10 protein-coding genes are annotated in these 14,497 nt (G+C 45.2%); 9 read left to right on the top strand and 1 reads right to left on the bottom strand.

Features of this window, described 5'->3' with window-relative positions; translation table 11 throughout:
- Positions 1-3: 3 nt before the first annotated feature.
- Positions 4-837 carry an AraC family transcriptional regulator gene (locus HMPREF2685_RS07470; RefSeq protein WP_070466181.1) on the bottom strand — a complete coding sequence of 278 codons (834 nt, stop codon included), beginning with the start codon at positions 835-837 and terminating at the stop codon, positions 4-6.
- Positions 838-998: 161 nt separating this feature from the next.
- On the opposite strand from HMPREF2685_RS07470, the gene HMPREF2685_RS07465 reads away from it, so the two are divergent.
- The 9 genes from HMPREF2685_RS07465 to galE all read left to right on the top strand — a co-directional run bounded on the left by HMPREF2685_RS07465 (position 999) and on the right by galE (position 14,390).
- Positions 999-3,161, top strand: coding sequence for an alpha-galactosidase (locus tag HMPREF2685_RS07465; RefSeq protein WP_070466179.1), 2,163 nt, complete (start codon positions 999-1,001; stop codon positions 3,159-3,161).
- A gap of 14 nt (positions 3,162-3,175) precedes the next feature.
- The gene (locus HMPREF2685_RS07460) at positions 3,176-4,435 is read left to right on the top strand and encodes an extracellular solute-binding protein (RefSeq protein ID WP_003007827.1); all 1,260 of its coding nucleotides are present in this window, start codon (positions 3,176-3,178) and stop codon (positions 4,433-4,435) included.
- Positions 4,436-4,448: 13 nt separating this feature from the next.
- Positions 4,449-5,315 carry a carbohydrate ABC transporter permease gene (locus tag HMPREF2685_RS07455; RefSeq protein ID WP_023022883.1) on the top strand — a complete coding sequence of 289 codons (867 nt, stop codon included), beginning with the start codon at positions 4,449-4,451 and terminating at the stop codon, positions 5,313-5,315.
- 13 nt (positions 5,316-5,328) lie between these two features.
- The gene (locus tag HMPREF2685_RS07450) at positions 5,329-6,162 is read left to right on the top strand and encodes a carbohydrate ABC transporter permease (RefSeq protein WP_023918448.1); all 834 of its coding nucleotides are present in this window, start codon (positions 5,329-5,331) and stop codon (positions 6,160-6,162) included.
- A gap of 281 nt (positions 6,163-6,443) precedes the next feature.
- Complete coding sequence (gene gtfA / locus HMPREF2685_RS07445) at positions 6,444-7,886, top strand: sucrose phosphorylase (protein WP_070466177.1); 1,443 nt, start codon at positions 6,444-6,446, stop codon at positions 7,884-7,886.
- A gap of 126 nt (positions 7,887-8,012) precedes the next feature.
- A complete protein-coding gene (locus HMPREF2685_RS07440) occupies positions 8,013-10,424 on the top strand; it encodes a glycoside hydrolase family 3 N-terminal domain-containing protein (protein ID WP_070466175.1) in 2,412 nt (803 codons plus the stop codon).
- Positions 10,425-10,664: 240 nt separating this feature from the next.
- Positions 10,665-11,843, top strand: coding sequence for a galactokinase (locus HMPREF2685_RS07435; protein WP_371106551.1), 1,179 nt, complete (start codon positions 10,665-10,667; stop codon positions 11,841-11,843).
- Positions 11,844-11,855: 12 nt separating this feature from the next.
- Positions 11,856-13,328, top strand: a complete 1,473-nt coding sequence (gene galT, locus HMPREF2685_RS07430; protein ID WP_070466173.1) for a UDP-glucose--hexose-1-phosphate uridylyltransferase — start codon at positions 11,856-11,858, stop codon at positions 13,326-13,328.
- 63 nt (positions 13,329-13,391) lie between these two features.
- Positions 13,392-14,390 carry a UDP-glucose 4-epimerase GalE gene (gene galE, locus HMPREF2685_RS07425; protein WP_070466171.1) on the top strand — a complete coding sequence of 333 codons (999 nt, stop codon included), beginning with the start codon at positions 13,392-13,394 and terminating at the stop codon, positions 14,388-14,390.
- Positions 14,391-14,497 lie beyond the last annotated feature (107 nt).

The raw sequence follows: 14,497 nt of genomic DNA, 5'->3' as shown, positions 1-14,497 counted from the left end.
TTACTAAATTTTATGTTTGCTACGATATTGGCTAGGAGTCAGTTGGCTATAGGCCTTAAAAGCCTTTGAAAAATAGAGGGGATCTGAAAAGCCAACCGAGTAGGCCACAATCTTGATGCTCTCGTCCGTATTGGTCAGTAACTGTTGGGCACGCTGCATGCGGACCGAGTGCAAGAATTCCTTGGGAGAGATCTGGTGAAACTCCTTAAAGACAGTTGTCAGATAGGAGCGATGGACATTGAGGTCATCGGCGATCTCTTGAATACTCAAGTGTTCTTTACCGTAATGCGTCTCAATCACATGCTTACAGGTCAGATAGAGCTGATAGGTGGGAGATGGATGACTCCGATGGATATCGGGAGCCACTTCACTGATTAGAAATAGTAGTTCATAGATCTGCGAGAGGAGATGGAGTTGGTAGTGAGAAGTCATTTTCGAAGCCTCTGCCTTGTGGACGAGTCGCTCCATAAACTGGCCGATCTTTTCTGTTTCCACTTCTGTTTTCTTTAAAAAGCCTTTTTCATGCAGGGTTGAAAAACGCATGAAATCACTCACCTTGGTGCCACTGATGCCAATCCAGTAGTAGGACCAAGGTTCTTCGGCATCGGCCTTGTAGTAGGTCACTTTATTTTTGGGGAGAAGAAAGAGATCCCCGGCCTCTAGGTGGATTTCTTTTTTATTGAAGTGGAAGACTCCCTTTCCCTTGGTAACAAAATGCAGTACAAAATTATCTCGGACGCTAGGACCAAATTCATAATTCTTCGGACAATCTTCGTAGCCATAAAAATCAAGGGCTAGGTCAATAGTGTCGGTTTGGTATTCAGAAAAGACTGACATGGTTGAACCTCCTACCTAACATTTTACCATATATGTGCAACAAAATTCTATTTTCGGAAGCGTTTACAACGAGTAAAATAAAGACATGCTAAAAAAGAAAGTTATTGGAACCGAATTTAAAAATACATAGTGATATTATTTCGGGCCCAATGGAGGAAGATATGGCAATTCGTATTGAACAGAATTTGTTCTATGTAGAAAGTAAGGGACTGAGCCTGATCCTTGAAAATCGAGATGGCTACCTGATGCTTAAGCATCTGGGGCGTCCGATCCCGTCTTATCATTTTTCCAATACCGTACATGAGAAGGATCATGCTTTCTCTGGAAATCCAACACCTGACAATCGAACCTTCAGCTTGGATACCCAACGTCAAATCTTAGGACAGCATGGGCTTGGAGATTTTCGAAAGCCGTCTATTCAAATCCAGCACGGTGCCACAGAGGTGACGGATTTCCTCTATGTCGGAGCCAATATCTACTCTGGCAGTGTCGATGCAACTGGTCTTCCCAATCCACATACAGTAGATAGTGCTGAAACCTTGGCCTTGGTCTTTGAAGATGATCAAGCGGCCCTCCGGTTGACCCTCTATTACATAGCCTACGAAGATCGGGCAACCATCACTAGCTTTTCAAAGATTGAAAACTGGAGTGATGAAACCGTCGTGATCCACAAGGCTCTTAGTGTGTTGGCCGATGTCCCAGCTGGTGACTACGATGTCATCACCCTTCAAGGGGCCTATGCGAGAGAAAAAACAGTCCGCCGCCAGCAAGTAGAGCAAGGAATCTTCTCCATCAGCTCCAACCGTGGTGCTTCTGGACACGCGCAGACCCCAGCCCTCATTCTAGCAGATCATGAAGTGACCGAAGATGCCGGTTCAGCCCTTGCCTTCCAACTGCTCTACAGTGGGAATTTTGAAGGATTTGTTCAAAAGAATCAACTCAATGAAGTTCGGGTTGGATTGGGAATCAATCCAGAAAACTTCTCTTGGGAGTTAGCGCCAAATCAGCTCTTTGATACGCCGGTAGCCATGATCAGCTACTCACATGAGGGATTGACTGGCCTCAGTCAAGAAAGTCAAGCATTTGTCCAAAATCATATCATTCCTAGTCCCTATGCTCATAAAGAACGTCCAATTCTGATCAACAACTGGGAAGCCACCTACTTTGATTTTAAAAAAGAAAAATTATTGGAGCTAGCAGATGAGGCTCAAAAAGTGGGAATCGAACTCTTTGTTCTTGATGATGGCTGGTTTGGCAATCGCTATGATGACAATCGGGCCCTTGGTGACTGGACTGTCAATGAAGAAAAATTAGGAGGAAGTCTAGCAGAATTGATCCAGGGCATCCACGACAAGGGGCTTCAATTTGGCCTTTGGGTGGAGCCAGAAATGATTTCTGTTGATAGCGACCTCTATCGGGCTCATCCGGACTGGGCTATTCAAGTCCCAGGCTACGAACACACCCATTCACGGAATCAACTGGTGCTCGATTTCTCCAATAAAGAAGTGGTGGCTTATATCAAGCAGGTCTTGGATGACATACTTGGAAAGCATGAGATCGACTATATCAAATGGGATATGAACCGCAATATCACCAAACTTGGAAATGGTAAAACCTACCTTGAAACCAAGATGCAATCTCATGCTTATATCCTGGGTCTCTATGAAGTGGTTTCTTACTTGACAGAGAAGTACGAGAACATCCTCTTTGAGTCTTGCTCCGGTGGTGGTGGCCGCAATGACCTTGGTATGATGCGTTACTTCCCACAGGTCTGGGCAAGTGACAATACGGATGCCATTGCCAGACTTCCGATCCAGTACGGATCGAGTTATCTCTATCCTACCATTTCTATGGGGGCTCACGTTTCAGCGGTTCCAAATCACCAGATGGGACGGATGACACCGCTTGAAACGCGAGGTCATGTAGCCATGATGGGAAATCTAGGCTATGAATTGGATCTAACCAGTCTTCCGCAAGAAGAGTTGGATAGGATCGCAGCTCAAGTCGCTCATTACAAAACGATTCGACCACTGGTTCAATTCGGAAAACACTACCGCTTGATCAATCCAAGTCATGGTAGCAATCAAGCAGCCGTCCAGTTCACTTATCAAGACCGCACGGTTGTAACCTATGTACGGGTCTTATCAACGGTCGAAGAGATCGAGCCGACTCTGAAACTCAAAGGGTTGGAAGAAGATGCGCTCTATCGCTTAGAAGGGACGGACCAAGTCTATTCAGGAGCTGAGCTCATGTATGCCGGCTTAACCGTCGTTCTTCCTCAGGGAGATTTCCTCAGCAAACAATATGTTTTTGTCAAAAAATAAAAGGAGACAGCCAAATGAAATGGTATAAAAAAATCGGACTTCTTGCGACTACAGGCTTAGCCTTGTTTGGGCTTGGCGCTTGCTCCAACGATGGTAAATCTGCGGATGGCACAGTGACCATCGAGTATTTCAACCAGAAAAAAGAAATGACCAAAACCTTGGAAGAAATCGCGCGTGATTTTGAAAAGGAAAATCCAAAGGTCAAGGTCAAAGTTGTCAATGTACCAAACGCTGGTGAGGTGTTGAAGACCCGTGTCCTCGCAGGTGATGTACCAGATGTGGTCAATATTTACCCACAGTCTATCGAACTGCAAGAATGGGCGAAAGCGGGTGTCTTCGAAGATTTAAGCAATAAAGACTATCTGAAACGTGTGAAAAATGGCTACGCTGAAAAATATGCTGTCAACGGAAAAGTCTACAACGTTCCTTTCACAGCCAATGCTTACGGAATCTACTACAACAAAGATAAATTCGAAGAATTGGGCTTGAAGGTTCCTGAAACTTGGGACGAATTTGAACAGTTGGTAAAAGACATCGTTGCCAAAGGACAAACTCCATTTGGGATTGCAGGAGCAGAAGCTTGGACACTCAATGGGTACAATCAATTGGCCTTTGCGACAGCAGCAGGTGGCGGAAAAGAAGCCAACCAATACCTTCGTTATTCTCAGCCAAATTCCATTAAATTGTCTGATCCGATTATGAAGGATGATATCAAGGTCATGGATATCCTTCGTATTAAAGGATCTAAGCAAAAGAACTGGGAAGGCGCTGGCTATACAGATGTTATTGGTGCCTTCGCGCGTGGAGATGTCCTCATGACACCAAATGGGTCTTGGGCCATTACAGCGATCAATGAACAAAAACCGAAATTTAAGATTGGGACCTTCATGATTCCAGGGAAAGAAAAAGGACAAAGCTTAACTGTTGGTGCGGGAGACTTAGCATGGTCTATCTCAGCTACTACCAAACATCCAAAAGAAGCCAATGCCTTTGTGGAATACATGACCCGTCCAGAAGTCATGCAAAAGTACTATGATGTGGACGGATCTCCAACAGCGATCGAAGGGGTCAAACAAGCAGGAGAGGATTCACCGCTTGCTGGGATGACCAAATATGCCTTTACGGATCGTCACTTGGTGTGGTTGCAACAATACTGGACCAGTGAAGCAGACTTCCATACCTTGACGATGAACTATGTCTTGACAGGTGATAAACAAGGAATGGTCAATGATTTGAATGCCTTCTTTAACCCGATGAAAGCGGATGTGGATTAGGAGTAGAGAGACGATGAAAAAAGTATTACAAAAATATTGGGCATGGGCTTTTGTGGTCATTCCCCTCTTATTACAAGCAATTTTCTTCTATGTGCCAATGTTCCAAGGAGCCTTTTACAGTTTTACCAACTGGACAGGTTTGACCTATAACTACAAATTTGTTGGCTTGAACAACTTTAAGCTCCTCTTTATGGATCCAAAATTCATGAATGCGATTGGCTTTACTGCAATCATCACGATTGCCATGGTAGTTGGTGAGATTGCCCTTGGGATCTTCATTGCGCGTGTCTTAAACTCTAAAATCAAAGGCCAAACCTTCTTCCGTGCTTGGTTTTTCTTCCCAGCAGTTTTGTCCGGCTTGACAGTGGCGTTGATCTTCAAACAAGTCTTCAACTACGGTCTACCAGCGATTGGGAATGCACTTCATATCGAGTTTCTCCAAACCAGTCTTTTAGGGACTAAGTGGGGAGCAATATTCGCGGCTGTCTTTGTCCTTCTTTGGCAAGGAGTAGCTATGCCCATCATTATCTTCCTAGCTGGTCTGCAATCTATTCCAACCGAGATTACAGAAGCAGCAAGAATCGATGGCGCGACGAGCAAGCAAGTCTTCTGGAATGTTGAATTGCCTTACTTACTACCAAGTGTCTCTATGGTCTTTATCCTAGCCCTAAAAGGTGGGCTTACCGCCTTTGACCAAGTCTTTGCCATGACTGGTGGGGGTCCAAACAATGCCACAACCTCACTTGGGCTCTTGGTTTATAACTACGCCTTTAAAAACAACCAATTCGGTTATGCCAATGCTATTGCCGTAATCTTGTTCTTCTTGATTGTAGTGATTTCGATCATCCAATTGAGAGTATCTAAGAAATTTGAAATTTAAGAGGAGAAGCACGATGAAACAAGATGAAAGAAAAGCCTTGATTGGCAAATATATTCTATTGATTCTAGGATCGGTTCTGATTTTAGTGCCGCTCCTTGCCACCCTCTTTAGTTCCTTCAAACCCACCAAAGATATTGTAGATAATTTCTTTGGATTCCCGACGAACTTCACATGGGACAACTTTAGTCGACTCTTGTCAGATGGAATCGGTGGTTATTATTGGAACTCTGTTGTCATCACTGTCTTGTCTTTACTTGCAGTAATGATCTTTATCCCTATGGCAGCCTACTCCATCGCACGTAATATGAGTAAGAGAAAAGCCTTTACCATTATGTACACCCTCTTGATCCTTGGAATCTTCGTACCTTTCCAAGTCATCATGATTCCGATTACGGTTATGATGAGTAAACTCGGTTTGGCTAATACCTTTGGTTTGATTTTGCTCTACTTGACCTATGCGATTCCGCAGACCCTCTTCCTCTATGTAGGGTATATCAAAATCTCGATTCCAGAAAGTTTGGATGAAGCAGCAGAAATTGATGGTGCTAATAAGTTTACAACTTATTTCCGTATCATCTTCCCAATGATGAAACCCATGCATGCGACAACCATGATCATCAATGCCCTTTGGTTCTGGAATGACTTCATGTTGCCACTCCTTGTCTTGAACCGGGATTCCAAAATGTGGACCCTGCCTTTGTTCCAATACAACTACGCAGGCCAATATTTCAACGACTACGGACCAAGCTTTGCTTCCTACGTTGTCGGCATTATCAGTATCACCATTGTCTATCTCTTCTTCCAACGCCATATCATCGCAGGAATGAGCAACGGCGCAGTGAAATAAGAAATAAGATACAAAGGGACGATTCAGCTTGCTGATTTAAATCGTATCCTAGGAAGCAATTCTAAAATAGAAAAACTCAAGGAGAGAGTGGGACAGAAATCGGTAATTCGTTAGAATTCGATTTCGTCGTCCCACCTCCGCACAGTTGAGTAGGACTGTAAAAGCTGATGAAAGCAGCGTAGTAGAGCCCACTCAACCACTGCGTCTTGCTCGACAATCCAAAAATAATTGAGAGGCTAGGACTTTTGTCCCAGCCTCTTCAAAAAAGAAAGGGAACCATTATGCCAATTCAAAACAAAACCATGTTAATTACTTACTCAGATAGCTTAGGAAATAACCTGAAGGATCTCTATGAAAATCTGGAGAAGCACTTTGGGGATGCAGTAGGTGGGGTTCACCTCTTGCCATTTTTCCCATCAACTGGTGACCGTGGCTTTGCGCCTGTCGACTATGACCAAGTGGATCCAGCCTTTGGAGATTGGGAAAATGTCAAACGCTTGGGCGACAAGTACTATCTTATGTTTGACTTTATGATCAATCACATTTCTCGTCAGTCTAAATACTACAAGGACTACCAAGAAAAGCACGACCAAAGTGCTTACAAGGACCTCTTTCTCAACTGGGACAAGTTCTGGCCGGAGAATCGTCCGACTCAAGCAGATGTAGATTTGATTTATAAGCGCAAAGACCGAGCTCCCAAGCAAGAAATCACTTTTGCGGATGGGACGACTGAGCATCTCTGGAATACTTTCGGGGAAGAGCAGATTGACCTAGACGTGACCAAGGAAGTGACCATGGACTTTATTCGCAAGACTATCGAACACCTGGCAAGCAATGGCTGTGACCTCATTCGTTTGGACGCCTTTGCCTATGCGGTGAAGAAATTGGACACCAATGATTTCTTCGTTGAGCCAGACATTTGGGATTTGTTGGATAAGGTGCGCGATATGGCAGCAGGCTACGGTGCTGAGCTTCTTCCAGAGATTCATGAGCACTATTCCATTCAATTTAAGATTGCCGATCACGACTATTATGTCTATGACTTCGCGCTACCCATGGTAACCCTCTATACCCTCTATAGCTCAAAAGTGGAGCGCCTTGCCAAGTGGTTGAAGATGAGTCCGATGAAGCAGTTCACGACGCTGGACACCCATGACGGGATTGGGGTGGTCGATGTCAAGGATATCTTGACGGATGAAGAGATTGACTATGCTTCAAATGAGCTTTATAAGGTTGGGGCAAATGTTAAACGCAAATATTCAACAGCAGAGTACAACAACTTGGATATCTACCAAATCAATTCGACCTACTATTCTGCGCTTGGAGATGACGATCGTAAGTACTTCCTAGCCCGCTTAATTCAAGCTTTTGCACCAGGTATTCCACAAGTTTATTATGTTGGATTCCTAGCCGGGAAGAATGATTTGGAACTCTTAGAAAACACCAAAGAAGGCCGCAATATCAACCGTCATTACTACAGCAATGAAGAAATTGCTCAAGAAGTGGAGCGGCCGGTCGTGCAATCCCTTCTCAAGCTCTTTAGTTTCCGGAATAACTCGCAAGCTTTTGACCTAGAAGGAAGCATTGAGGTGGAAACACCAGATGATCATACCATTGTCATCACGCGCCAAAATAAAGACCAAACTGTCACAGCAGTAGCCCGAATCGATCTTGCTGAGGGAACTTACCAAGTGACAGAAAATGGTCAAGAAATGGTGTTTTAAAAAAATATGAACGAACTAAAGGATAAGTAAAAAATGCTTATCCTTTTTTAAAACAAGCGCCTTGCAACCGTTTACAAAGCTATAAAACAATGGTACAATATCTATTGAAAGAAAGGAGGTCGCTTTATGAAAAAAATAATTTATCCATCTGCGGCCCTATTAACGGCTTTTGCTCTATTATCCGTTCAGACAGCAAAAGCAGACACAGCTCAAGCGTCGGATCAAGCCAACGAACCGGTAGCAACAGTAGAAGAGGTGGTGGCTTCTCCAACGCCAGAAAGCACCACAGAAAATCAGGGAGAAGTGGCCGAAACGCCGACTTCAACAGACCGTGCAGCTGTCCCTGCTGCCTCCCCAACAGTAACATCGACAGAGACGGCCTCTCCGGAAGTTGAAAAACTGATTGAAAACATGCCACTTAAACAAAAGGTGACTCAAATGATCATGCCGGACTTCCGTAAGTGGCAGGAGGCTAATCAGGAGTCGCCACAGGATCTCACCAAGGTCAATGCTGAAGTAGCGGATGCGATTGATAAATATGATTTTGGAGGCGTCATTCTTTTTGCTGAAAACGTCAAAGAGACCAAGCAGACCCTGGCTATGACGCAAGATATGCAAAAGGCAGCGATTGAAAACAAAGCCAATAACGGGAAGATTCCGCTATTATTAGCCATCGACCAAGAAGGGGGGATCGTCTACCGCTTGGGGACAGGTACAGCCCTTCCTGGCAATATGGCCATTGGGGCTACCAATGATCCCAAACTAGCGAAAGAAGCCGGTCAAATCATCGGACGTGAACTTTCTGCGCTAGGCTTGAATGTGGACTTTGCTCCGGTTCTAGATACCAATAACAATCCTCAAAATCCTGTGATTGGGCTTCGTTCCTTCTCATCTGACCCAAATCGGGTTGCCTATCTTGGTATTCCGATGATGAAGGGGATTCAGGACTACAATGTGGCTGTAGCAGCCAAGCATTTCCCAGGTCATGGAGATACAGCGGTCGATTCCCATACAGGTCTGCCATTGGTAGATAAATCTCTTGCTGAGCTTGAAAAATTGGAACTCCTTCCATTCAAAAAAGCTATGGATGAAGGGGTAGACCTCTTGATGACGGCTCATATCCAATACCCTCAAATTGAAAAAGATCAGGTCGTGTCAAAAGAAACGGGTGAGAAAATCTATGTTCCAGCGACACTTTCAGATGATATTTTAACGGGCTTGGTAAGGAAGAAATACGGCTATAAGGGCGTGATTGTCTCCGATGCCATGGGAATGGATGCCATTGCCAAGAACTTCGGTGAGGTGGAAGCTGTGAAAATGGCCATCAAAGCAGGAGTTGACCTAGTCTTGATGCCAACGACCCTTCGCAGTAAAGCCGATTTGAGCAAGATTGATACCATTGTAGATGCAGTGGTAGATGCCGTGAAAACCGGTGACATTTCAGAAGAGCGCTTAAATGAGTCGGTTCGTCGGATCCTGACTCTCAAAGAAAAACGTGGGGTCCTAAATTTTGATCCAAGTGCTCGGACAGCTGAAAAAGCAGAAGAAGCAGTCGGATCTAGTCTCAACCGTGACTTGGAACGTAAGATTGCAGCAGCAGCGGTGACGGTTGTAAAAAATGAAGACAATACCTTGCCATTTAAGGTGCAAACAGGTGATCATGTCTTACTCTTAGGAGCCTTTGAAAATGAAGTCCCTGGACTAAATTTGGGCATGCGTCGCTTAATCGCGGATGGAGTGCTTCCAAAAGACACTTCCTTTGTGGCCAAGAACTTCACCAAAGAATCCACCCTTGATAGTCTAAAAGAAGACCTCGAGAAAGCCACCCACATCGTGGTGATTTCAGAGATTGGATATGAAGGGCATTTAGATAAAAATTTCTGGCGGACCAAGATCCCAACTGAAATCGTCAATTATGCTAACACCAACCATAAAAAAGCAGCTGTCCTTTCCATCTCTAAACCTTATGATGTAGCCAACTATCCAGCAGCCAAAGCCATTCTAGCGGTCTATGGAAATAAGGGAATGGATCCGACAGAATCTCTCAAACCAGACAATGCCTTCGGTCCTAATATTCCTGCAGGAGTGGAAGTCATCTTCAATGGCAAGGAACACCTAGGTACCTTGCCGGTAGATATTCCAAAAATTGTAGATGGAAAAATGTCGGAAACAGAGTACGCCTACCGTATTGGTCATGGTCTCTTCTATCCAGCACCAGCACCATTACCAACACCAGAAACCCAAGATCCAACTTCACCAGTCCAAGATCCAACCCATCAGACACAACCAGTAGAGGTTGGTCACACAGGAACACAGGTCCTTGTTAGCAAGCAAGAAAAAGCTAGCCCTCTTGATGGTCCACAAGTTACTCCGATCGCTGTGAAACAAGCCACTGATCAGGCTCCTGTCAGCGTGTCAGCCAGTCCTGCCTCATCGATATTGCCTAAGACCGGTCAAACAGGGAACCTCCTAGCCCTCATGGGTGTCAGCCTCTTAACCTTCCTTGGATCTTTTGTCTATCCAAGAAAGAAACACTAAGGGTTTCAGAATCTCAATTGGGTCACTCCCAATTGAGATTTTTTGGTAAAATTTTACTAAAATTAACTCGAAATGGCAATGATAGAATAGAAGTTGTAAACGGAGGAAAACCCTTTGTTATAGCCTTTTTTTGACATAAAATAAAAAATTAATAAAATTTTACTAAAAACACTTGAAGTTTTACTTGTGATCAGATATAATACAAGTATAAAAACGTTTACAAAACTAAAGGAGTTTCTCATGACGACAACAATCACATCTCAAGATTTACAAGCAAAATTCCAGGCTGTCTTTGGGGAAAAGGCTGACCACACTTTCTTTTCACCAGGACGGATTAATCTGATCGGTGAACACACTGACTATAATGGTGGGCATGTCTTCCCAGCAGCCATTACACTTGGTACCTACGGAGCGGCAAGAAAGCGTGAGGACAAGGTCTTGCGTTTCTTCTCAGGAAACTTTGAAGACAAGGGGATCATTGAAGTTCCGCTTGAAAACCTCCACTTTGAAAAAGAACACAACTGGACCAACTATCCAAAAGGCGTACTCCACTTCTTGCAAGAAGCTGGTCATGTCATTGATAGCGGAATGGACGTCTATGTCTACGGCAATATTCCAAATGGATCTGGTCTTTCTTCTTCAGCTTCCCTTGAGCTCTTGATTGGCGTCATCGCTGAGAAACTATATGATCTTCAGTTAGATCGTCTAGATCTGGTCAAGATCGGAAAACAAACCGAAAATCACTTCATCGGAGTTAACTCTGGGATCATGGACCAATTTGCCATCGGTATGGGAGCTGATCAACGGGCTATTTATCTCGATACCAACACCCTAGAGTATGATCTGGTACCGCTGGACCTCAAAGACAATGTCGTAGTCATCATGAATACCAACAAACGCCGGGAATTAGCGGATTCAAAATACAATGAACGTCGTTCAGAATGTGAAACCGCCGTCTCTGAACTCCAAGAAAAATTGGATATCCAAACCTTAGGGGAACTGGATCTCTGGGCTTTTGATGCCTACAGCTACTTGATCAAGGATGAAAATCGCATCAAACGAGCTCGCCATGCTGTACTTGAAAACCAACGAACTCTCCAAGCTCGTAAGGCCCTTGAAGCAGGTGATTTGGAAGGCTTTGGCCGTCTCATGAATGCTTCCCACGTATCCTTGGAGCATGACTACGAAGTGACAGGTCTAGAATTGGATACCTTGGTGCATACAGCCTGGGAACAAGAAGGCGTCTTGGGCGCTCGTATGACAGGAGCAGGCTTTGGTGGTTGCGCCATTGCCCTCGTAAACAAAGATAAGGTTGAAGCATTTAAAGAAGCTGTCGGCAAACGCTATGAAGAAGTCGTTGGCTATGCGCCTAGCTTTTATATTGCAGAAGTTGCGGCAGGAACACGGGTACTTGATTAAAAAGGAGATAGGATGACAGAACAGGTATTAGATGCATTTGTCACAGCCGTCATTGCGGCAAGTGACTACGAAGAGATGGATCGGATTTATCTAAAAAATCGCATCATGAGTCGCGTTGGAGAAGAAGGGCTAGATGCTCCAGCCCAAAAAGAAGAGTTGATCGCACTCAAAGATCAGCTGGTAGAGATCGCTGTTGCAAATAGCAAGATCCAGGATGGTATGGCCGCAAAAGACAGTTTGGGTGCGGAGTTGATGGATTGGATCACCCCTAGCCCTAGTCAGGTCAACCATCGCTTTTGGGAGACCTACCGTCAGTCCAAAGAAGACGCGATTGCAGATTTCTATGCCCTCTCTATGCGCAATGATTACATTAAGGTCAAAGCGATTGCGCAAAACATTGCCTTTGAGGCAGAAACTCCCTACGGTTCTCTTGAAATCACCATCAATCTGTCAAAACCTGAAAAAGATCCTAAAGACATTGCGGCGGCCAAGCTTGCCAAAGCTAGTCATTATCCAGCCTGCCAATTGTGTTTTGAAAATGAAGGCTATCAAGGTCGCCTAGACCATCCAGCCCGGGCTAATCACAGGATTATTCGCTTTGATATGGACGGTCATGATTGGGGCTTTCAATATTCCCCTTATGCCTACTTCAATGAACACTGCATTTTCCTCGATAGCCAGCATGTTCCCATGGCCATTAGCCGCAAGACCTTTGAGCGACTCTTGACCATTGTCGAGACTTTTCCAGGCTATTTTGCAGGGTCCAATGCAGATCTGCCCATTGTAGGGGGGTCCATTCTGACTCATGATCATTACCAAGGCGGACGACATACCTTCCCTATGGAGCTGGCTCCTGTTGAGGAAAGCTTTAGCGTTGAGGGATTTGAGGCTGTATCGGTAGGGATTGTCAACTGGCCCATGTCAGTTCTTCGTCTGCAATCAGATGACAAGGCGCAATTGATTGCCCTGGCAGACCATATCCTCACAGCCTGGCGAGGCTACTCGGATCCAGCTGTTCAGGTCTTAGCAGCATCCGATGGTCAGCCCCACCATACCATTACCCCCATTGCACGGATTCGTGATGGGCATTATGAATTGGACTTGGTGCTCCGTGACAACCAAACCTCACCAGAGCATCCCGATGGCATTTACCACCCGCACGCGGATGTGCAACACATCAAAAAAGAAAATATCGGCCTGATCGAAGTCATGGGCTTGGCCATTTTGCCACCTCGCCTCAAGGAAGAGCTCAAGCAGGTTCAAGAATATTTGCTTGGACGTGAGAATACAGTGGCAACCTACCACCAGGCTTGGGCAGATGATTTGAAAGCCACTCACCCAGCCATCACAGAAGAAGCAGAGGCAGAGGCCCTTGTCCGTGAATCGGTTGGCCAGATCTTTGCGCGCGTGCTGGAAGATGCTGGAGTCTACAAGAGAACAGCAGAAGGACAAGCTGCCTTTAGACGCTTTGTTGCGACACTTTAAGTGTGGAGAAGCGGCAGAAATTTGGTACAATAAGAGAGAAGACAAGAAGCGAAAGGAAAACAAATGGCAATACTCGTACTCGGAGGAGCTGGCTATATCGGTTCCCACATGGTGGACCGCTTGGTCAATGAAGGACAGGAAAAAGTCGTCGTGGTTGATAGTCTGGTCACAGGCCACCGTGCAGCGGTGCATCCAGATGCCGTCTTTTACCAAGGAGACCTGGCGGATCAAGACTTTATGCGCACTGTTTTTAAGGAACATGCCGATATCGATGCGGTCATCCACTTTGCGGCCTATTCACTGGTTGCTGAGTCCATGGCCGATCCATTGAAATATTTTGATAACAATACAGCAGGCATGGTCAAACTCTTGGAAGTCATGCATGAATGTGGGGTGCACTACATCGTCTTTTCTTCAACTGCTGCCACCTACGGCATTCCAGAAGAAATTCCGATTCTTGAAACCACTCCACAAAAGCCGATTAATCCTTACGGGGAAAGCAAGCTCATGATGGAAACCATCATGCGCTGGGCTGATCAAGCCTACGGCATCAAGTACGTGCCCCTTCGTTACTTTAATGTAGCGGGTGCTAAGCCAGATGGATCCATCGGAGAAGACCATGGACCAGAGACCCATCTCTTGCCGATCGTCTTACAAGTAGCCCAAGGCAAACGCGAGAAGATCGCTATTTTTGGGGATGACTACAAGACACCAGATGGCACCAATGTTCGGGACTATGTCCATCCATTTGACTTGGCAGATGCCCATCTTTTAGCAGTGGAGTATCTCCGAAATGGCAACCCATCTACTGCCTTTAATCTGGGCTCATCGACTGGATTCTCCAATCTTCAAATCGTTGAAGCAGCCCGCAAGGTGACAGGACATCCGATCCTACTTGAGCTGGCCGATCGCAGACCAGGAGATCCAGATACCCTGATCGCATCCTCTGAGAAGGCGCGTGCCATCCTCGGCTGGCAACCAAAATTTGACAATATCGAAACCATCATTCAAACAGCCTGGGCTTGGCATTCCAGCCACCCAGATGGCTACAATGATCGATAAGGAGGGACTGCGAACATCATTTTTGAGACTTTTTTAATAACATCTAAAACGACAGTTGATCTTGACAAATGACTCGTTTCAGACGTCAGTCATTTCCCTAACCATCA

This window comes from Streptococcus sp. HMSC074F05 (assembly GCF_001808725.1).
GTDB lineage: Bacteria > Bacillota > Bacilli > Lactobacillales > Streptococcaceae > Streptococcus > Streptococcus parasanguinis_I.
Note: the sequence above shows the minus strand (reverse complement) of the source record. Positions and strands in the feature narration are given on the sequence as shown.